Source organism: Streptomyces sp. NPDC046939 (assembly GCF_040644575.1).
In the GTDB taxonomy this organism is placed as follows: Bacteria; Actinomycetota; Actinomycetes; order Streptomycetales; family Streptomycetaceae; genus Streptomyces.
In genome coordinates this window covers 109,643-129,099 of the sequence record NZ_JBEYWV010000014.1, presented here as the reverse complement: position 1 = coordinate 129,099, position 19,457 = coordinate 109,643, and the positions used below count along the sequence as shown (strand labels likewise).

15 protein-coding genes are annotated in these 19,457 nt (G+C 72.5%); 9 read left to right on the top strand and 6 right to left on the bottom strand.

All coding sequences use genetic code 11. The features are described from left to right. The first annotated feature begins 96 nt into the window (after positions 1–96). On the top strand, positions 97–1,143 hold the full coding sequence (locus ABZ877_RS17595) for an asparaginase (protein WP_361071396.1): 1,047 nt from the start codon (positions 97–99) through the stop codon (positions 1,141–1,143). 17 nt (positions 1,144–1,160) lie between these two features. Here the strand turns inward: ABZ877_RS17595 and ABZ877_RS17590 are convergent, their stop codons facing one another. Beyond that, positions 1,161–2,483: a radical SAM protein gene (locus ABZ877_RS17590; RefSeq protein ID WP_361071393.1), complete on the bottom strand. Its 1,323-nt coding sequence runs from the start codon at positions 2,481–2,483 to the stop codon at positions 1,161–1,163. 161 nt (positions 2,484–2,644) lie between these two features. On the opposite strand from ABZ877_RS17590, the gene ABZ877_RS17585 reads away from it, so the two are divergent. The 3 genes from ABZ877_RS17585 (at position 2,645) to ABZ877_RS17575 (ending at position 9,091) form a co-directional block, all read left to right on the top strand. Next, complete coding sequence (locus ABZ877_RS17585) at positions 2,645–3,904, top strand: FAD-binding protein (RefSeq protein WP_361071390.1); 1,260 nt, start codon at positions 2,645–2,647, stop codon at positions 3,902–3,904. A gap of 151 nt (positions 3,905–4,055) precedes the next feature. Beyond that, a complete protein-coding gene (locus ABZ877_RS17580) occupies positions 4,056–6,878 on the top strand; it encodes a glycoside hydrolase family 2 TIM barrel-domain containing protein (protein ID WP_361071388.1) in 2,823 nt (940 codons plus the stop codon). 170 nt (positions 6,879–7,048) lie between these two features. Continuing rightward, positions 7,049–9,091 carry an NAD(+) synthase gene (locus ABZ877_RS17575; RefSeq protein ID WP_361071385.1) on the top strand — a complete coding sequence of 681 codons (2,043 nt, stop codon included), beginning with the start codon at positions 7,049–7,051 and terminating at the stop codon, positions 9,089–9,091. A 10-nt stretch (positions 9,092–9,101) separates the two neighbouring features. On the opposite strand, the gene ABZ877_RS17570 is transcribed toward ABZ877_RS17575, so the two are convergent. Beyond that, a complete protein-coding gene (locus ABZ877_RS17570; protein WP_361071382.1) occupies positions 9,102–10,082 on the bottom strand; it encodes a helix-turn-helix domain-containing protein in 981 nt (326 codons plus the stop codon). Between the two features lie 69 nt (positions 10,083–10,151). On the opposite strand from ABZ877_RS17570, the gene ABZ877_RS17565 reads away from it, so the two are divergent. After that, a complete protein-coding gene (locus tag ABZ877_RS17565; RefSeq protein ID WP_361071379.1) occupies positions 10,152–11,123 on the top strand; it encodes an NADP-dependent oxidoreductase in 972 nt (323 codons plus the stop codon). 51 nt (positions 11,124–11,174) lie between these two features. On the opposite strand, the gene mmuM is transcribed toward ABZ877_RS17565, so the two are convergent. Beyond that, positions 11,175–12,080: a homocysteine S-methyltransferase gene (gene mmuM / locus ABZ877_RS17560; protein ID WP_361071377.1), complete on the bottom strand. Its 906-nt coding sequence runs from the start codon at positions 12,078–12,080 to the stop codon at positions 11,175–11,177. A 44-nt stretch (positions 12,081–12,124) separates the two neighbouring features. After that, positions 12,125–12,784, bottom strand: coding sequence for a DUF4389 domain-containing protein (locus ABZ877_RS17555; RefSeq protein WP_361071374.1), 660 nt, complete (start codon positions 12,782–12,784; stop codon positions 12,125–12,127). A 97-nt stretch (positions 12,785–12,881) separates the two neighbouring features. Between ABZ877_RS17555 and ABZ877_RS17550 the strand changes: the two genes are divergently transcribed. Next, entirely contained in the window at positions 12,882–13,262 is a 381-nt protein-coding gene (locus ABZ877_RS17550; protein ID WP_361071371.1) for a VOC family protein, read from the top strand. A gap of 2 nt (positions 13,263–13,264) precedes the next feature. Here the strand turns inward: ABZ877_RS17550 and ABZ877_RS17545 are convergent, their stop codons facing one another. Both ABZ877_RS17545 and ABZ877_RS17540 read right to left on the bottom strand, forming a co-directional pair. Then, positions 13,265–13,957: a helix-turn-helix transcriptional regulator gene (locus tag ABZ877_RS17545; RefSeq protein ID WP_361071368.1), complete on the bottom strand. Its 693-nt coding sequence runs from the start codon at positions 13,955–13,957 to the stop codon at positions 13,265–13,267. 156 nt (positions 13,958–14,113) lie between these two features. Then, the gene (locus ABZ877_RS17540) at positions 14,114–15,304 is read right to left on the bottom strand and encodes a YihY/virulence factor BrkB family protein (RefSeq protein ID WP_361071365.1); all 1,191 of its coding nucleotides are present in this window, start codon (positions 15,302–15,304) and stop codon (positions 14,114–14,116) included. 93 nt (positions 15,305–15,397) lie between these two features. On the opposite strand from ABZ877_RS17540, the gene ABZ877_RS17535 reads away from it, so the two are divergent. From ABZ877_RS17535 to ABZ877_RS17525, 3 genes are all read left to right on the top strand, one after another. Next, complete coding sequence (locus ABZ877_RS17535) at positions 15,398–17,041, top strand: acyl-CoA dehydrogenase family protein (RefSeq protein WP_361071362.1); 1,644 nt, start codon at positions 15,398–15,400, stop codon at positions 17,039–17,041. 243 nt (positions 17,042–17,284) lie between these two features. Next, positions 17,285–18,574, top strand: a complete 1,290-nt coding sequence (locus ABZ877_RS17530; protein WP_361071359.1) for a GAF domain-containing protein — start codon at positions 17,285–17,287, stop codon at positions 18,572–18,574. Between the two features lie 31 nt (positions 18,575–18,605). After that, positions 18,606–19,190 (top strand): GNAT family N-acetyltransferase, encoded by a 585-nt coding sequence (locus ABZ877_RS17525; protein ID WP_361071356.1) that lies wholly within the window; start codon positions 18,606–18,608, stop codon positions 19,188–19,190. Positions 19,191–19,457: the final 267 nt, after the last annotated feature.

Sequence of the window (19,457 nt, the reverse complement as noted above, 5' to 3'; positions counted from 1 at the left end):
AAATTGCGCTGTACACGATTTATCCTTGCGAGTGCTCGAACGTGCGTACCCCCACGCTCGCCACCCCCACCGGACCCATCCTCGCGAGGCAGCCCCATGGAACGCATCCGCGCGCCCAAGCGCATCACCCTCATCAGCACCGGCGGCACCATCGCCAGCCGCTGGCAGGGCACCGGTTACGCCGCCGACGCCGGCGGGGACACCGTCCTGGCCAGCGCGGCCGTGCCGGACGGGGTGGCGGTGGAGGTCGTCGACCTGTTCAACGTGAACAGCTCGCGGATGACCAGCGAGCGGCAGCTCACCCTCCTGCGCACGGTGCGCGAGGTGCTGGCCGACCCGGACGTGGACGGCATCGTCGTCACGCACGGCACGGACACCCTGGAGGAGTCCGCGTTCCTGCTCGACCTGCACCACGACGACCCGCGCCCGGTCGTCTTCACGGGCGCGCAGAAGCCGCTCGGCGCCGCCGACGGCGACGGTCCGGGGAACATGTACGACGCGCTCCAGGTCGCCGCGTCCGTACGGGACCTGGGCGTCCTGGTCGTCTTCGACGGGCGGGTGCACGCCGCGCGCGGCACGGTGAAGACGCAGACGCTCGCCGCGAACGCGTTCGCGGACCCGTCGGCCGGACCGCTCGGCCGCCTCGGCTTCGGCCGCGTCGACATCCGTACGGAGGTCAGCCGCCCGGCCCCGCTGCCCGCGCCGCACGACGGCGCGGAGATACCCCGTGTCGACATCGTCATGCACCACAGCGACGCCGACCCGACGCTGTTCGAGGCCGCGCTCGCGGCGGGCGCGCGGGGCATCGTGCTCGTCGCGACCGGCGCGGGCAACGCCACACCGGAGTTCGTCGACGCGGTCGAGGCCGCCGTCCGCCGCGGGGTCCTGGTCGCCGTCAGCACCCGGGTCCCGGCCGGACCGCTCGCCGAGATCTACACGGGCGGCGGCGCCGTCGACCTCGTAGCCGCCGGAGCGGTGCTCTCGGGCACGCTGCGCCCGGGCCAGACCCGGATCGCCGTGCTCGCCGCGCTGCTCGCGGAAGCGGACCCGGACGCCGCGCCCGTCACCCGCGCCGACCTGCTGCGCCGCCTGATCGCCGCGCCGCTCCCGGAGAGCGACGCGGCGGACGAGAAGGCCGCCTAGAAGGGTGCGTGGAGGTCTCAGACCTCCACGGCCTCCTCGTTCGGCGCAAGGCTGTCCATGAAGGACGAGACGGAGAAGACGGCACGGCCCGCGCCCGACGGGCCGTAGCCGGGCGGGGACGACAGGCCGAACTCGTCCATGGTCGAGCGGTACGCGTCGAGCAGCCGGATGTGGTACTCCAGCGGGGCTCCGTTCGGGTTCTCCTTGCCGAGCGGCGTCGTCGGCTCCGGGCACCACGTGGTGAAGCGCGGGGTGATGCCGTGCGACATGAAGAAGCGCAGGCCCTCGGTGGTGGAGGCGATGGCCTCGTCGACGGTCTTGAAGCCGAACGGCTCGGCCATCTCGACACCCGCGACGAAGTTCGGGATCACGTTGCGCGCGCCGAAGACCTCGGTGGAGTCGAGGATGCGCTTGTGCCACTCGTCGCGGCCGACGTAGCGCTCCTTGCCCGGGCAGTACATCTTGAACAGGTACTCGTCCCACACCTCGAAGTTGGGGTGGTAGATCTGGATGCCGTAGTCCTTGAACCGCTGGACGTCGTCCTTGGGCAGCGCCTGCGCGACGACCTTGCCGATCCAGCGGCCGGGGAAGTGCTCCTCGATGGCCTTGGCGTAGCGCCCGTAGAAGTCGGCCTCGTCCAGGCCCTGCACCTTCGAGGTGATCGCGCCGCCGGTGAGGGTGTACGCGGTCGACGCCTTCGCGGTGTCGTACTGATTGATGATGTCGAGCGCCTCAAGGACCTCGTCCACGTCCTTCACGCCCGTGTACGGGCGGCCCGCCGCCTTGTGCTGGCGCCAGTTGTGGTTGATGTCGCAGTACTGGCACTCCTCCTTGGCGCCGAAGTACTGGCAGACGCGGAACGCGGTCAGGTAGATCAGGTAGCCCCACTGGATCGTCGGGGCCACCTCCATGACCGACTTCCCGTTGGAGAGCTTGTGCCGGTAGTACTCCGGCATCGGCGGCACGCCGACGTCGGCGATGCGCTTGCCGTCGAGGTACAGGCCGAGCAGCCCGTCCTCGCCGGCCGCCACCCGGTACGGGGACGAGGGGTTCACGCGGACCGAGACGACCGTGCGGCGCAGGTCGTAGGGGCCGCCCGTGAGGACGATCTCCTCGGGCGGGCGGCGCAGCGCGGCCTCGCCCAGCTCGGGCAGGGTGCCGTGGTCGAAGGAGAAGATGAAGTACGACTTCGGCTTGACCTCGCCGTCCTCATTGTCACTGAGCGCCGACGCGTCGAAGGCGACCCCGCCGCGCAGCAGGTCCTCCTTGAAGACCGCCTCTTTCGGAACGTGCGGGAAGCGCTCCATCAGGTCCTCTACCAGCGCCGTGCGGCTCTGCATCCCGTATCTCCTAGCTTCCGGCGACGTGCTTGCTGCGACAGTCATACGCGTTTCCACGGTATGCCCCCGCTTGTCACGCAATCGTGCCGGGGTCCTGGTGTTCCCGGGCACACGTGATCCAATCTGCGGAACGCCCTAGCATCCGAGAGAGGCAGCGCACCGTGTCCGACGCCGTAACCAACGCCGTGAGCAACTGGGCCCGCAACATCACCTTCTCCACCACCGAGCTGCACCGCCCCCGCTCCCTGGAGGAGCTGCGCGCTCTCGTCACCGGGAACGCGCACCTACGGGTCCTCGGCAGCGGCCACTCCTTCAACCGGATAGCCGACGTCGACGCGGACCGGGCGGGCGCGCTCGTCTCGCTCGCCGACCTGCCCGACGGCATCGAGGTCGACGCGGACCGGCTGACCGTACGGGTCGGCGGCGGCGTCCGCTACGCCGAGCTGGCCGCCGAGCTGCACGCGCACGGCCTCGCCCTGCCGAACATGGCGTCGCTCCCCCACATCTCCGTCGCCGGTTCCGTGGCGACGGGCACGCACGGCTCCGGGGTCGGCAACCGCTCCCTCGCGGAGGCGGTGCGGGCGGTGGAGATCCTGACGGCGGACGGCGAGACGGTGACGCTCGCGCGGGGCGACGAGGGGTTCGAGGGCGGCGTCGTCTCCCTCGGCGCGCTGGGCGTGGTCCTGTCGCTGACGCTGGACGTGGAGCCGTCGTTCGAGGTGGCGCAGCACGTGTTCCGCCGGCTGCCCCTGGCGGGGCTGGACTTCACGGCCGTCTCCTCGGCCGCGTACAGCGTGAGCATGTTCACGAAGTGGCAGGGCCCCTGGTTCGACCAGGTGTGGGTCAAGCGGCGACTGCCCGAGCCCGTCGACTTCCCGTGGGCGGAGCCCGCGACGCAGGCGCAGCACCCGGTGCCGGGGATGGACGCGGTGCACTGCACGGAGCAGTTCGGGGTGCCGGGCCCGTGGCACGAGCGGCTGCCGCACTTCCGGGCCGGTTTCACCCCGAGCAGCGGCGACGAGCTCCAGTCCGAGTACCTGCTCCCCCGCGAGCACGCCGTGGCCGCGCTCGACGCGCTCGACGCGGTGCGGGAGGAGATCGCGCCGGTGCTCCAGGTGTGCGAGGTGCGGACGGTCGCGGCCGACCGGCAGTGGCTGAGCCCGGCGTACGGCAGGGACACGGTCGCCTTCCACTTCACGTGGGTGGCGGAGACCGGGCGCGTACTGCCCGTCGTGTCGCTGGTCGAGGACCGGCTGCGGGACCTCTCGGCGCGCCCGCACTGGGGCAAGGTGTTCACGACCGCGCCCGAGCGGATCGCGGAGCACTACCCGCACGCGGGCGACTTCGCGGCGCTGGTGCGGCGGCTCGACCCGCGCGGGGTGTTCAGCAACGCGTTCGTACGGGCGCTGCTGCCGCGCTGACCCGGGCGTGACGGGCGGGGGCGGGACAGGACTTTCGGGCGAGTTGTTGGACTTTCGCCGCCGCCGGGTGAGCGGGCCCGGGGCGGCTGGGTAACGCTTCCCCGTCAGACCGCTCGGCCCTGTCGCCCGTCGCCCCGTCGCTAGGAGCCCCATGTCCTTCTCGTACGTCGAGGATGTCCTGCCCGGCAACGGAGCACTGCCGCCGCGCGCCTGGTACGCGGAGTCCTCCGCCGCCGCCCTCTCCCTGAACGGGGCCTGGCGCTTCCGCCTGTCGGAGACGGCCGACGCGCAGGACGACTCCTTCGCCGCCGAGGGCTACGACGCCGGGGAGTGGGCGGAGGTGACAGTTCCGGGCCACTGGGTGCTCCAGGGCCACGGCGCGCCGATCTACACGAACCACCGCTACCCGTTCCCGGTGGACCCGCCGCGCGTCCCGACCGAGAACCCGACCGGCGACCACCTGCGCACCTTCGACCTGCCGGACGACTGGCCCGCGCAGGGCGCGGCGACGCTCCGCTTCGACGGGGTCGAGTCCTGCGCGCGGGTGTGGCTGAACGGCACGGACCTCGGCGAGTTCAAGGGCAGCCGCCTCCCCCACGAGTTCGCGGTCGGCCACCTGCTCAGGCCGGCCGAGAACGTCCTCGCGGTCCGGGTCCACCAGTGGTCGGCCGGCTCGTACCTGGAGGACCAGGACCAGTGGTGGCTGCCGGGCATCTTCCGCGACGTGACACTGCTGCACCGCCCTGCGGACTGCGCGCTCGACTTCTTCGTGCACGCGTCGTACGACCACACGGCGGGGACCGGAACGCTCCGCGTGGACAGCGACGTGGACGGCCGGGTCTCCGTCCCGGAGCTGGGGATCGAGGTCGCGACGGGCGAGGCGGTGACGGTCCCCGTCGAACCGTGGACGGCTGAGACACCGCGCCTGTACGCGGGCACCCTCGACACCGGGGGCGAACGCGTCCCGCTGCGGATCGGCTTCCGTACGGTGGAGCTGTCGGACGGCCTGATCAAGGTCAACGGGGTCCCGATCCTCTTCAAGGGCGTGAACCGGCACGAGTGGCACCCGGAGCGAGGCCGCGCCCTGGACCTGGCCACGATGCGCCACGACATGGAGCTGATGAAGGCCCACAACATCAACGCCGTCCGCACCTCCCACTACCCGCCGCACCCCGCCTTCCTCGACCTCTGCGACGAGTACGGCCTGTGGGTGATCGACGAATGTGACCTGGAGACGCACGGCTTCGTCGAACAGGGCTGGCGCGACAACCCCGTCGACGACGACCGCTGGACCCCGGCGCTCCTCGACCGCGCGGCGCGCATGGTGGAGCGCGACAAGAACCATCCGTCGGTGGTGATGTGGTCGCTGGGCAACGAGGCGGGCACGGGCCGGGGCCTCACGGCGATGGCGCAATGGATCCGGGCCCGGGACCCGGAACGCCTCCTCCACTACGAGGGCGACGCCAACTGCCGCGACGTGGACGTCTATTCACGCATGTACGCGGATCACACGGAGGTCCATCGGATCGGCCGGGGCCTCGACGGCGGCCCGTCGCACCGCCGCGCCCTCCCCTTCATCCTGTGCGAGTACGCGCACGCGATGGGCAACGGCCCCGGCGGCCTCGCCGACTACCAGAGCCTCTTCGAGAGCCACGACCGGCTCCAGGGCGCCTTCGTCTGGGAGTGGATCGACCACGGGATCGCCGACGAGCGGTACGGGTACGCGTACGGCGGTGACTTCGGGGAGGAGCTGCACGACGGGAACTTCGTCTGCGACGGCCTGCTCTTCCCGGACCGGACGCCGTCGCCCGGCCTGCTTGAGTTCAAGAAGGTGATCGAGCCGGTGCGGTTCGAGATCGACGGAATGGCGGGCACGGTCCGGATCACCAACCGCTTCGACTTCCGTGACCTGTCGGCCTTGACCTTCACGTGGACGTACGAGGGCGAAGACGATGACGAGGGCACGGTCGCGTCCGGGCCACTGACGGTGCCCGCGCTCGGGCCCGGCGAGTCGACGGAGCTGAAGCTCCCGCCGTACGGCGGCGATTCAGCGACCGGGTGGACGGTGCGGGCCCTGGACGCGGAGGGGCACGAGGTGGCGTGGGGCCAGCCGGAGGTGGCCACGACCGTCGTACGGCTGGGGGGCTCCGTCGCGCGCCCGGTGTCAGGACCCGACCGGATCACGGTCGGCCCCGGCGTGTTCGACGCACGGACCGGCACGTTGCTCTCGATCGGCGACGTCGAGGTGGTGGGGCCGCGCCTCGACGTGTGGCGGGCGCCCACCGACAACGACAACGGGGCGAGCTGGCAGGCCGACGAGCGGCTCGGCCCGCTGTGGCGCCGCCTCGGCCTGCACCGCATGCGGCACCGGCTGGACGCCCTTGAGGTGACGGACGACGCGCTGACCGTGCGGCAGCGGGTCGCCCCCGCCGGGACCGACCTCGGCCTGCGGACCCTGTTCCGCTGGTCGGCCGACGAGGAGGAGCTGCACCTTGCCGTCTCGGTCGTCCCCGAGGGCGACTGGCGCCTCCCCCTGCCCCGGCTCGGGGTACGGCTCGGGCTTCCGGGCGGCGCGGACGCCGTGCGCTGGTTCGGCGGCGGCCCCGGCGAGGCGTACCCGGACACGCGGGCGGCGTCCCGCATCGGCCGCTGGGAATCCACGGTCGACGCGATGCAGACGCCCTACGTGCGCCCGCAGGAGAACGGGGCACGGGCGGACGTGCGCTGGGCCGAGACCGGGGGCCTGCGCATCGAAGGCTCGCCGAACTTCTTCTTCACCGCCCGCCGCTGGACGACAGAACACCTGGACGCGGCCGACCACCTCACGGACCTCGTCCCCGGCAACACGGTCTGGCTGAACCTGGACCACGCCCACCAGGGCATCGGCTCCCAGTCCTGCGGCCCGGGCCCACTGCCGCCCTACCGCCTGACACCGAACCCGGCGGAGTTCGCCTTCAGGTTCCGCCCGTGCTGACCTCGGCCCACACCGTCTTGCCGGGCGCGTGTGGTTCATGAGGCGGAGGGTACTGGGCAGGGCGTCATGGGCGTCGCTGTGAGGGAGACCGGGCCGTGGGACCAGCGCATATTTCTCGGCACGAGCGGGGCCCGCGCGCAGGTGTTTCGCCCGGTTGTCATGATGGAGGGGTGAACTTCCGGTCGATTTATGCTCATGGTTTCGCTCGTGTGGCCGCATGCACCGGCCAGACCTTCATCGCGGATCCGCCCGCCAACGCCGAGGCGATCCTGCGCCAGGGGCGCAGATGTGCCGAGGAGGGGGTGGCGGTCGCCGTCTTCCCCGAGCTGGGGCTCACCGGGTACTCCATCGAGGACCTGTTCTTGCAGGACGCTGTCCTCGATGACGTGGAGCGGGCGCTCGCCAGGGTCGTGGAGGGGTCGGCCGATCTGCTGACCGTGCTCGTCGTCGGGGCGCCGCTGCGGCACCGGGGGCGCGTCTACAACTGTGCCGTCGTCGTGCACAAGGGACGGATCCTCGGCGTCGCGCCCAAGTCGTACCTGCCGAACTACCGGGAGTTCTACGAGCGCCGCCAGCTCGCCCCCGGTGACGACATCCGCGGGGCGACGATCCGGGTCGGCGGGGAGGACGTGCCGTTCGGTGTCGATCTGCTGTTCGCCGCCGAGGACGTGCCGGGGCTCGTCGTGCACGTGGAGATCTGCGAGGACATGTGGGTGCCGGTGCCGCCGGCCGCCGAGGCGGCGCTCGCCGGGGCGACCGTGATCCTCAATCTGTCCGGCAGCCCCATCACCGTCGGCCGCGCCGATGACCGCAAGATGCTGTGCAGTGCCGCGTCGTCCCGGTATCTGTCCGCCTACGTCTATGCCGCCGCCGGGCTCGGTGAGTCCACCACCGATCTGTCCTGGGACGGACAGACGATGATCTACGAGAACGGGGCGCTCTGCGCCGAGACCGAGCGGTTCCCCGACGGGGACCGCGCCTCGATCGCCGACGTCGACCTGGACCTGCTGCGCCAGGAGCGGCAGCGCATGGGCACCTTTGACGAGAACCGGCGTACTCATGCCGCCCGAACCGCTGATTTTCGTACCGTCTCCTTCCGGCTCGATCCGCCGGTCGAGAAGGATCTCGGGCTCTGCCGGCGCGTCGAGCGGTACCCGTTCGTGCCGGCCAACGCGGAGCGGCTCGCCCAGGACTGCTACGAGGCGTACAACATCCAGGTCGCCGGGTTGCAGCAGCGGCTCGGTGCCATCGGTGACCCGAAGGTCGTCATCGGGGTGTCCGGGGGGCTCGATTCCACGCACGCCCTGATCGTGGCCGCTCGCGCCATGGACCGCGCCGGGCGGCCCCGCAGCGACATCCTCGCCTTCACCATGCCGGGCTTCGCCACCGGTGACCACACCAAGAGCAACGCGCACAAGCTGATGGAGGCGCTCGGTGTCACCGCCGCCGAGCTGGACATCACGGACACCGCGCGGCTGATGCTGAAGGAGATGGACCATCCCTTCAGCTCCGGTGAGCCGGTGTACGACGTCACCTTCGAGAACGTGCAGGCCGGTCTGCGCACCGACTACCTCTTCCGCCTCGCCAACCAGCGCGGCGGCATCGTCCTCGGCACCGGCGACCTCTCCGAGCTGGCGCTCGGCTGGTGCACGTACGGCGTCGGCGACCAGATGAGCCACTACAACGTCAACGGCGGCGTGCCGAAGACGCTGATCCAGCACCTCATCCGGTGGGTCGTCAGCAGTGATCTGTTCGGGGAGGAGGCCGGGAAGATCCTGACCGCGATCCTCGACACCGAGATCAGCCCCGAGCTGGTCCCCGGCGAGGAGCTCCAGTCGACGGAGTCGAAGATCGGCCCGTACGCGCTGCACGACTTCACCCTCTTCTACGTGCTCCGCCACGGCTTCCGGCCCTCGAAGATCGCGTTCCTGGCCTGGCACGCCTGGCGCGACAAGGACGCGGGCGAGTGGCCGCCCGGCTTCCCCGAGTCGGACCGGGGCTCCTACGACCTGGCGGAGATCCGGCACTGGCTGGAGTACTTCTGCAAGCGGTTCTTCGGGTTCGCCCAGTTCAAGCGGTCCGCGATGCCGAACGGGCCGAAGGTCTCCGCCGGTGGTTCGCTCTCGCCGCGCGGTGATTGGCGGGCGCCGTCCGACAGCAACGCCCACGCGTGGCTGCGGGACATCGAGCGGTGGGAGTGGCCCACCGACTGACGCGTCCCGCTCAGGCGGGCGCGGGCTCGTTGCGGAACGTGCGGCGGTACGCGCGCGGTGAGACTCCGATCGCCGCCTGCAAGTGCTGCCGCAGCGACGTGCCCGTGGCGAAGCCGACCTCGGCCGCGATGCGGTCGACGGGCAGGTCGGTGGTCTCCAGGAGGTGGCGGGCGCGGTGCACGCGTTGCTGAATCAGCCAGCGGCCGGGGCTCGTGCCCGTCTCCTCCTGGAAGCGGCGGGCGAACGTGCGCTGACTCATCCGGGCGTGCACCGCCAGGTCGCGCAGGGCCAGCGGCTGGTCGAGGCGCTCCAGGGCCCAGGCGCGGGTGGCGGCCGTGCCGGTCTCGCCCTCGTCGGGCACGGGCTGCTCGATGTACTGGGCCTGGCCGCCGTCGCGCCACGGCGGGACGACGCAGTGCCGGGCCACCCGGTTGGCGACCGCGCTGCCGTGGTCGGAGCGGACGACGTGGAGGCACGCGTCGACGCCGGACGCGGCGCCCGCCGAGGTCAGGACCGGGCCGTCGTCGATGAACAGGACGTCGGGGTTGAGGTCGACGTGCGGGAACAGGGTGCGGAAGTGGTCCGCGAGCGCCCAGTGCGTGGTGGCCGTGCGGCCTTCGAGGAGCCCGGCCGCCGCGAGGGTGAACGCGCCCGTGCAGATGGAGACGATCCGCGTACCGGGGCGGATGCGGGCCAGGGCCGCGCGCACCTCGTCCGGCAGGTCGGCGGAGAGCCGCCGCAGGTCGTAGGGCGGGACGACCACCGTGTCCGCGCTCTCCAGGGCCTCCGGGCCGTGCTCGACGGTGATCGTGAAGTCCGCGTCCGTGCGCACCGTGCGCTGCTCCGACGCCGCGCACGTCACCACCTCGTACGCGCCCGGCACCAGCGGGAAGACCCGGTTGGGGATGCCCAGCTCGAAGGGGTAGACCCCGTCGAGCGCGAGGGTGACGACGCGGTGCGGCCGGGCGGTCATCGGTATGTCGGAGCGCATGGCACGATGTTATCGGTTCATGGCAATCTTGCCATTGCCGAGGTCGGCGGCCGGGGGCAGGCTGGCCCCATGACCAGCAACGACACCACCACCGGCAAGCCCACGATGACCGCACTCACCCAGGACACCCTCGGCGACCCCGGCGTGCTGCGCGAGGCCGAGCTGCCCCGCCCCGAGGCCGGCGTCGGCCAGATCCTCGTCGCCGTGCACGCGGCCGGGCTCAACCCGACCGACTGGAAGCACCGCGAGTCCGGCCTCTTCCTCGGGACGCCGCCGTTCACGCTCGGCTGGGACGTGTCCGGCGTCGTCGAGGCGGTCGGCCTCGGCGTCTCCCTCTTCTCCCCCGGCGACGAGGTGATGGGCATGCTGCCCTACCCCTACGGCGCCGGTTCCCACGCCGCGTACGTGGCCGGGCCCGCCCGCGCCTTCGTGCCCAAGCCCGCCCAGCTCAGCCACGTGGAGGCGGGCGCGCTGCCGCTCGCCGCGCTGACCGCCTGGCAGGCGCTCGTCGACAACGCCCAAGTGCAGCCCGGACAGCGGGTGTTGATCCACGCGGCGGCCGGTGGCGTCGGGCACCTCGCGGTGCAGATCGCCAAGGCGCGCGGCGCCTACGTCATCGGCACGGCCAGCACCGCCAAGCACGACCTCGTGCGGGGTCTCGGCGCGGACGAGGTCATCGACTACCGCACCGCCGACTTCACGGCCGAGACCCGCGACATCGATGTCGTCCTCGACTCCCTGGGCGGCGAGAACTGCCTGCGCTCCCTGGAGGTCCTGAGGCCGGGCGGCATCCTCGTGTCGATCCTGCCCGAGAAGTGGAGCCAGGTCCCGGGCAGGGCCGCCGAGTTGGGTGTGCGGGCCACCTTCATGCTCGTCGAGCACGACCAGGCGGGCATGGCGGCGGTCGCGGCGCTCGCCGCCTCGGGGCAGTTGCGGGCGCACGTCGCGCAGACGTACACGCTCGCGGAGGCGGCCAAGGCGCACGCGGAGGGCGAGACGGGCCACGTCACGGGCAAGCTGGTGTTCGACATCCGGCCGTAGGGAGCCACCTCGTCCGGGAATTCCAGGAGGCCCCAAAAAAACTCAAGACACCTAGGAAGCGTGGACGGCCCGGGTGACCTCGGTGATCACGTCGGGGCCGATCCGGCAGCAGCCCCCGACGAGGCGCGCCCCGCCGGACCGCCACCGCTCCACCCGTCCGGGGCCGAACGTCGACCGTCCCGTCCAGCGGCGCGCCTCCGCGTCCCAGCTCTCGCCGCTGTTCGGGTAGACGACCACCGGTTTCCCGGTGACCCGCGCGGCGACCGCGACCGCGTGGTCGGCGTCCTGCGGGGCGCAGCAGTTCACGCCCACGGCCACGATCTCCTCCGCGTCGGCGGCGAGCGCGAACGCCTCCTCCAGCGGTTGCCCGGCGCGCGTCCGCCGCCCTTCCACGCTGTACGAGAGCCACGCCGGCACCCCGAGCCCGCGCACGGCCCGCAGGAGCGCCCGCGCCTCGTCCGTATCCGGGACCGTCTCCAGGGCGAACGCGTCCGGGCGGGCCGCCGCGAGGACCTCGAGCCGGGGGCGGTGGAACCGTTCGAGCTCGGCCACGGTCAGCCCGTACCGGCCCCGGTACTCGGAGCCGTCGGCGAGCATCGCCCCGTACGGGCCCGCCGACGCCGCCACCCACAGCGGCCGGTCCGCCCCGGCCTCGCGCGCCGCCCGACGGGCCAACTCCACGCTCAGCGCCATGAGTTCGGCCGCGCGCTCGCGCCCGATGCCGTGTGCGGCGAACCCCTCGAACGTGGCCTGGTAGCTCGCGGTGATGGCGACGTCCGCGCCCGCCTCGTAGTACGCGCGGTGCGCCGCGACGATCGCTTCGGGCTCCTGCGCGAGCAGCCGCGCCGACCACAGCGCGTCGCTCAGGTCGTGCCCGGCGGCCTCCAGCTGGTTGGAGAGGCCGCCGTCCAGGACGAGGGTCCGGCCGTCGGCGAGGGCCTGGCTGAGGTGCGTCATGCCTTCGAGCCTAAGACCCCGAGTGCCAAGACCTTGAGCGCAGGTCAGGGCAGGTGCGGCTCCCGCTCGCCCTGGTCCAGGCGGAACGGCGGGTAGACGTCCGTCATCAGGGACCCGTACGCGAGGACGCGGGCCGCGTAGCGGTGCAGGCCGACGTTGAGGTCGTACATGCCGCGCGGGTACAGGTTCGTGAAGAGCAGGGCGACACCCGCGTAGAGGGTGAGGAGGGCGGCCAGGCCGCCGCCGGTCGTGGAGCCGCCGACGAGCATGGACACCACGAGGTACTGCGGCACCACGAGCAGCCAGCCCTTGACGAGGACCAGGCCCCGCGAGAGCCGCTCCGGGTAGGCGATGTCGAGGCGCGCCGGGTACGTGGGCACGGCGGCGAGCGTGAACGGCGGGTAGCGGTCGGTGCCGAGGCTCCCGTAGGCGTAGTAGGAGACGCGCCAGGTCCAGCGCAGCACCCCGAGGTTGAAGTCGAACAGCACCCGCGGGTAGCGGGCCGTGAACAGGATCGCGAACCAGGCGATCACCTCCACGACGACGAAGGCCACGAGGAGGGCGGCGAGGACCAGGTAGTGCGGGAGCGCGAGCAGCCACTTCACCAGCCAGAGCCAGCGCGAGAGCACCGGCTCGTAGTCGGCCTCCAGGGTGACGGGGCTCGCCGGGTGCACGCTCTCGGCGGTCGCCGTTGCGGTGGACATGTCTCCGCTGTACGACCGCCGGATGCGGTGCACAAGGAGACGCGGGGCGTCCGTTTCGTACAAGACCGGGTGGCGTACGGGTGCCTACGGTGCGGGCATGACCGACAGCATCGTCGTCCGTATGGACGCCATCGGAATCGCCACCAGTGATCTGGCGGCCTCGCTCGCCTTCTACCGGCTCCTGGGGCTGACGTTCCCCGAGGGGGCGGAGGAGCTGCCGCACGTGGAGACCGAGCTGCCCGGCGGCATCAGGCTCATGTTCGACCCGGAGGAGCCGGGAAAAACTGTCGCCGGGCGCGGCCGGGGGCGGATCTCGCTCGCCTTCCACTGCGGGGACGCGGCCGGGGTCGACGCCACGTACGCGCTGCTCACCGACGCGGGCCGGCACGGCGAGGCCAAGCCGTGGGACGCGGTCTGGGGGCAGCGGTACGCGATCGTGCTCGACCCGGACGGGAACGAGACGCACCTGTTCGCCTGAGGTCAGACCAGGTGCCGGAGCGTCCGGCCGGTCAAGTTCCGCACGTCGCGCGCGAGATGCGCCTGGTCCGTGTATCCGGCGCGGGCCGCCGTCTCCGCGAACGGGGTGCCCGCGCGGGCCAGCGCGAGAGCGCGTTGCAGGCGCAGCACGCGGGCCAGCGTCTTGGGCCCGTAGCCGAACGCGGCCAGGGAGCGGCGGTGCAGGCGGCGGGAGGTGAGCCCCGCCGCCTCGGCCGTCTCCGTGACGGTGCGGCCCTCGGCGAGGGCGGCGACGACCCCGGCGAGGAGCGGGTCCGGCGGTCCTGCGGTGGCCGCGAGGCGGACGGCGGCGCGTTCCAGTGCGGCGGCCGGGTCGGGGGCGCCGTCGATCCGTTCGGTGAGGCGGCGGGCGTCGGCACCCCGCCACACGTCCGCCAGCTCGGCGCGAGTGTCGGTCAGTTCGTGGGCCGGTACGCCGAGGTAGCCGGGGGCCGTGCCGGGGGCGAACCGGATGCCCGCGTAGCGGCGGCCCGCGCCGCCCGCCGAGACGTACGCGCGCGTGTCGGGACCGGCGACGAACAGCCGGCCCTCGCTCCAGATCAGGTCCATGCACCCGTCGGGCAGGACGGGATGGGCGTCGCCCCCGGGATCGGCGGTGCGCGTCCACAGCACCGCGCCGGGGACGCGGCTCGCCCACTCCTCGTACGCGCCGCTCATGACCGGTGCTCCCGCGGGCCGACGCGCGCGGGGCGGTCGCCGGGCGGGCCTTCCAGGAGCCCCGCGAGTACGTTCACGACGCCAGCGTAGACGGACGCGTACGGGGGTGAGCCGCTCGCGGATGCCGGATCTCGCCCGGAAGGAGGCGCCCCGGCGTCAGTCGTCCTCGTTCTCCGGCTCGTGCGGCGCGTCCCCCTGGCGGCGCGCATGCGTGCGCAGGCGGGACGTCACGTCCTCCGGGGGCAGGAACTTCGACCAGCGTTCGGGGAACTCCGACGGCATGTCGGGGTCGCCCAGGCCGTCGTCGGCGCCGTCGATGTCGTCCAGTTCGTCGGGGTCGTCCGGGTAGCCGGAGCGGGCGGCGGCGCGGGCCAGGTAGTGGGCGGCGGTCGCGGTGCGGACCCGCTCGTTGGCGGCGCGCGCCGCGGCCGTCGCGACCGAGGGCCAGACCCGGTCGATCGCGGCGTTGACCGCGGCGCCGACGAGGACCGCGAACGCGGAGACGCCGATCCACAGCAGGACCGCGACGGGCGCGGCGAGGGAGCCGTAGATCGTGGGGCCCTCGATGGTGTTGGTGAGGTAGAGGCGGAGCAGGAAGCTGCCCGGAACCCACATCGCGAGGGCGGTCAGCGCGCCGGGGACGTCCTCGATCCACGGGGAGCGGACGGGCACTGACACGTGGTACAGGGTGGTCAGGAACGCCACCGACAGGACGAGGACCACCGGCCAGTAGAGGATCTGGACGACCGTCTCCGACCAGGGGACGAGGCCGATCACCGCGTCCGGCCCCGCGATCATCAGCGGCAGCGCCACCGAGCCGACGACGAGCCCGATGAGGAAGAGCAGGAAGGCGAGGAGGCGGGTCTTGACGATGCCGCGGACCCCGTCGAGCCCGTACATCACGGTGACCGTGTCGACGAACGTGGAGACCGCCCGCGACCCCGACCACAGGGAGATGAGGAAGCCGATGGAGATGACGTCGGGCCGGCCGCCCTTGATGACGTCGTCCAGGATCGGCTGGGCGATCTCCTTGACGCCCTGGTCGGTGAGGACCGTGCGGGACGCCTCCAGGATGTTGTCCCGGACGCCCGCGATCGTGTCGGCGCCGGTCCAGGCGTCGACGTAGGCGAGCAGGCCGACGAGGGACAGCAGCAGCGGCGGGACGGAGAGCAGCGTGAAGAACGCCGCCTCGGCGGCGAGGCCGAGGATGCGGTACTCCATGCACGAGTTGACGGTGTCCTTCAGCAACAGCCAGGCGGTCCGGCGCTTGGAGACGTTCTCGTAGAGAACGCGGGCCCGGTGGAGACGGCCGGACGGCGGTGGGGAGGGTTCACTTGCTGGCTGCACGTCCTAAAGGTATCCGCCACGGGCCGGTGTACCCATCCCCCGGGCCCCCGGCCTGCACGTTCCCGCGCCCCGGCCCGGGGTAGGTTCGCAGGCATGTCGGGCAGCACGCACACCGTGACCAATCAGCCCCCGCCGCTCGCGGGGTACGACGTCTTCGCCGCCGACCGGGTGCTCGGGGAGGGGCTCGAACGGCATCTGGACCCGGAGGTCCTTGCCGAGGCCCGCGCGGACCTCACCGTGCTGGGCCGTGCGGCCGGGTCCTCGCAGGCGCAGGAGTGGGGGCGGCTCGCCAACGCGTACCCGCCCGTCCTGCGCACCCACGACCGCTTCGGCCACCGGGTCGACGAGGTCGAGTTCCATCCGTCCTGGCACCGGCTGCTCGGCAAGGGCGTCTCGGCGGGGCTCACCGCGGCCTGGAACCGGCCCGGTGGCCATGTGCGGCGCGCCGCCGCGTTTCTCGTGTGGTCGCAGGTCGAGGCCGGGCACCTATGCCCGCTGTCCATGACGCACGCCGCCGTGCCCGCCCTGCGCGCGCAGCCCGAACTCGCCGCGGAGTGGGAGCCGCGGCTGACCTCGACCGTCTACGACATGGAGCTGCGGCCCGCGGACCAGAAACCCGGCGCCCTGTTCGGCATGGCGATGACGGAGAAGCAGGGCGGCAGCGACGTACGGGCCGGCACGACGCGCGCCACGCCGCTCGCCGAGGACGGGGCGTACACGCTCACCGGGCACAAGTGGTTCTGTTCGGCGCCCATGTCGGACGGGTTCCTCGTGCTCGCCCAGGCCGGTGCCGGGCTCACCTGCTTCCTCGTGCCACGCGTCCTCCCGGACGGGGCGCGCAACCCCTTCGCGATCCAGCGCCTCAAGGACAAGCTGGGCAACCGCTCGAACGCGTCGGCCGAGGTCGAGTTCGACGGGACGTGGGCGCGGCGCGTCGGGGAGGAGGGGCGCGGGGTCCGCACGATCATAGGCATGGTCGCGGCGACCCGGCTCGACTGCGTCCTGAGCGCCGCCTCGCTGATGCGGCAGGCGGTGGCGCAGGCCGTCCACCACTGCACGTACCGGGAGGCGTTCGGCGGAAGGCTCGTCGACAAGCCGCTGATGCGCAACGTCCTCGCCGATCTGGCCCTGGAGTCGGAGGCCGCGACGACCCTCGCGCTGCGCCTCGCGGCGGCGTACGACCGTGCGGAGGACGGCGACGAGCGGGAGCGGGCGTTCCTGCGGCTCGCGGTGCCCGCCGCCAAGTACTGGGTGACGAAGCGCTGTACGCCGATGGTCGCGGAGGCCCTTGAGTGCCTCGGCGGCAACGGGTACGTGGAGGAGTCGGGGATGCCGCGCCTGCTGCGCGAGGCGCCGGTGAACTCGCTGTGGGAGGGGTCGGGCAACATCCAGGCCCTCGACGTGCTGCGGGCGCTCCAGCGTGAACCCGCCGCGTTCAACGCGTTCCTGATGGAGGTGGGCCGGGCGCGCGGCGCCGACCACCGCCTGGACACCGCCGTGAAGGACCTGCTGACCGAACTCGGCGACCTGGACGGCATCGAGGCGCGGGCCCGCCGGCTCGTGGAGCGGATCGCGCTGGTGCTCCAGGGCTCGCTGCTCGTGCGGTACGCGCCGCCCGAGGTCGCGGACGCCTTCTGCGCGGCGCGGCTCGGCGGGGACGGCGGCGCGGCGTTCGGCACGCTGCCGCACACCCTGGCGCTGGAGGAGATCGTGGAGCGGGCCCGCCCGGTGCACTGACGCGGACCGGGACATCCCGGTGGAGGAAGTGACGCGGGGATGGTGCTGCGCCGACACGGCACCATCCCCGCAACAAGCCCATGAGGAGCTTGAACGCCACCGAGGCGGCGTTGGTGCCAGTTTCAAACACCGTACGGCTGTTCGCCAGAGTTGCAGGGGGTTGCAACGTTGCGACAAGTGCCGCGCCGGACCCGCCCGGCGGTGCACGATAGGGGGTAACGCTCCGCATACCGAGGTGCACGCATGAACAAGGACGCGACGACGATCGACCTGGCGCGGCTGACCGCGATGGACGCGGCGCTCGCGTCCCGCCTGCTCAAGGGCGTGCGGAAGGCGATGCTCGCCGGCGAGCGGCCGCCCGTCCTGCCCAGACCGGAGATCGGCGAGTCCTGGCGGCGGATGCTGCGCGGCGGCGTCGACCCGGACCGCGACGTCCGCCTCGGCCTCCTGACCGTCGACGAGCTGGAGGAGCGGCGCCAGTCCTCGCCGCTCCTGCCGGTCCTGCCGGTGCTGCGCGAGGCGCTGGTGTCGGTGGCCGACGCCGCGCAGCACATCATGGTGGTCAGCGACGTCGACGGCCGGATCCTGTGGCGCGAGGGCCATCCGGGGGTGCTGCGCAAGGGCGACCGGCTCGGCTTCGAGGTGGGCGCGCTGTGGGCCGAGGACATCGTCGGGACCAACGGGGTGGGCACGCCGCTGGTGACCGGGCGGCCCGTCCAGGTGTTCTCCGCCGAGCACTTCGTGGGCTCGCACGACTCGTGGACCTGCGCGGGCGCGCCCGTCACCGACCCGCGCGACGGCCGGCTGCTCGGCGTGGTCGACGTCAGCGGCCCGCTGGAGACGATGCATCCGGCGACCCTGTCCTGGGTGCGGTCGGTGGCGCAGCTCGCCGAGGCCCGCCTGCGCGAACAGCACATGGGAGCGCTCGCACGCCTGCGGGCCGTGGCGGCGCCGGTGCTCGCCCGGATCGACGGCCGGGCCCTCGCGGTCGACGGCAACGGATGGACGGCGGCGGTCACCGGGATTCCGCCGACGGACCGGGTGGCGCTGCCGAAGTCCCTCACGGAGGGCCGCTGCTGGATCCCCGCGCTCGGCACGTGCCGGGCGGCGCCGCTGCCCGGCGGCTGGCTGCTCATGGTGGACGACGCCCCGGAGCCGCTCGGCGCGACCCGCATCCTCCTCGACCTGAGCCGGAAGCGCCGGTGGACGGTGGCGGTGGCCGGACCCGCCGGTTCCTGGACGCACGAACTGAGCCCGCGCCACGCCGAGTTGCTCTACCTGCTGGCCCACCACCGGGCGGGGCGCAGCGCGTCGGGTCTGGCCGAGGACCTGTTCGGGGACCCGGCGCGGACGGTGACGGTGCGCGCCGAGATGTCCCGGGTGCGGCGCTACCTGGGCGGGCTCCTGGCGCACCGCCCGTACCGCTTCCTGGAGGACACGGAGGTCGAGGTGGTGCTGCCGGACGACCCGCTGGACCTGTTGCCGCACTCGACGGCCCCGGCGGTGCGCAGGGCCCGGACACCCGCGCACTGACACCGGGAAGCGCTGTGGTGCCATGGGCCGCATGAGCAACAGCACGGTCACCGTCACCACCTGGTCCCTCGAACAGACCTCGCCGTCCGATCTGCGGCCCGCCGCCCCGCCGGAGGGCGGCGGTGTCCGGATCGTGCGCGCGGAGGTGCCCTCCCCCGAGTTCAGCCGCTTCCTGTACGCGTCGGTGGGCGGCGACATCCGGTGGACCGACCGGCTCGGCTGGTCGTACGCGCGGTGGGAGGAGGAGCTGGCGCGGCCGGGCACGGAGACGTGGGTCGCCTACGACAGGGGGACGCCGGCCGGGTACGTCGAGCTGGCCGCGCGGGACGGCGGGGTCGTGGAGATCGTCTACTTCGGGCTGATCCCGGCGTTCCGGGGGCGGCGCATCGGCGGCCATCTGCTGTCGGAGGGCGTCGCGCGCGCCTGGGACCTGGCCGGGCGGTGGCCGGAGCTGCCGCCGACGAAGCGGGTGTGGCTCCACACGTGCAGCCTCGACGGGGAGCACGCGATGGCCAACTATCAGCGGCGGGGCTTCCGTCTGTTCCGCACGGAGACCGGCGAGGAGCCGGACGTGGCCGCTCCGGGCCCGTGGCCGGGGGCGTTCCCCGCCGTCTGACCACACGGAATGTGACCGACGCCACCATCGTCCAGCATGTGGGACATACGCGTCCATATGGCGGACGATGGTGGACCGGGCCCAAAGTCCCATGACACGCTTCCGTCATGTCTACTGCTGGAACCGCCTTGGTGAGTCGACGCCACGTCGACTACGGCCGCATGTCCAGCGCCATCTGTCCGGCGCGCTGAGAGAACCAGCACCGCCGACTTCCCGCTCCACCTGATGCCCCAGCGCACCGCCGCGCCCTAGCGCGAAGTGTGCCGG

Bases quoted from the DNA above. Each gene is read 5' to 3' on its own strand.
- ABZ877_RS17595 (WP_361071396.1), top strand. From the start codon at position 97: ATGGAACGCATCCGCGCGCCCAAGCGCATCACCCTCATCAGCACCGGC.
- ABZ877_RS17590 (WP_361071393.1), bottom strand. From the start codon at position 2,483: ATGCAGAGCCGCACGGCGCTGGTAGAGGACCTGATGGAGCGCTTCCCG.
- ABZ877_RS17580 (WP_361071388.1), top strand. From the start codon at position 4,056: ATGTCCTTCTCGTACGTCGAGGATGTCCTGCCCGGCAACGGAGCACTG.
- ABZ877_RS17570 (WP_361071382.1), bottom strand. From the start codon at position 10,082: ATGCGCTCCGACATACCGATGACCGCCCGGCCGCACCGCGTCGTCACC.
- ABZ877_RS17565 (WP_361071379.1), top strand. From the start codon at position 10,152: ATGACCAGCAACGACACCACCACCGGCAAGCCCACGATGACCGCACTC.
- mmuM (WP_361071377.1), bottom strand. From the start codon at position 12,080: ATGACGCACCTCAGCCAGGCCCTCGCCGACGGCCGGACCCTCGTCCTG.
- ABZ877_RS17555 (WP_361071374.1), bottom strand. From the start codon at position 12,784: ATGTCCACCGCAACGGCGACCGCCGAGAGCGTGCACCCGGCGAGCCCC.
- ABZ877_RS17550 (WP_361071371.1), top strand. From the start codon at position 12,882: ATGACCGACAGCATCGTCGTCCGTATGGACGCCATCGGAATCGCCACC.
- ABZ877_RS17545 (WP_361071368.1), bottom strand. From the start codon at position 13,957: ATGAGCGGCGCGTACGAGGAGTGGGCGAGCCGCGTCCCCGGCGCGGTG.
- ABZ877_RS17535 (WP_361071362.1), top strand. From the start codon at position 15,398: ATGTCGGGCAGCACGCACACCGTGACCAATCAGCCCCCGCCGCTCGCG.
- ABZ877_RS17530 (WP_361071359.1), top strand. From the start codon at position 17,285: ATGAACAAGGACGCGACGACGATCGACCTGGCGCGGCTGACCGCGATG.
- ABZ877_RS17525 (WP_361071356.1), top strand. From the start codon at position 18,606: ATGAGCAACAGCACGGTCACCGTCACCACCTGGTCCCTCGAACAGACC.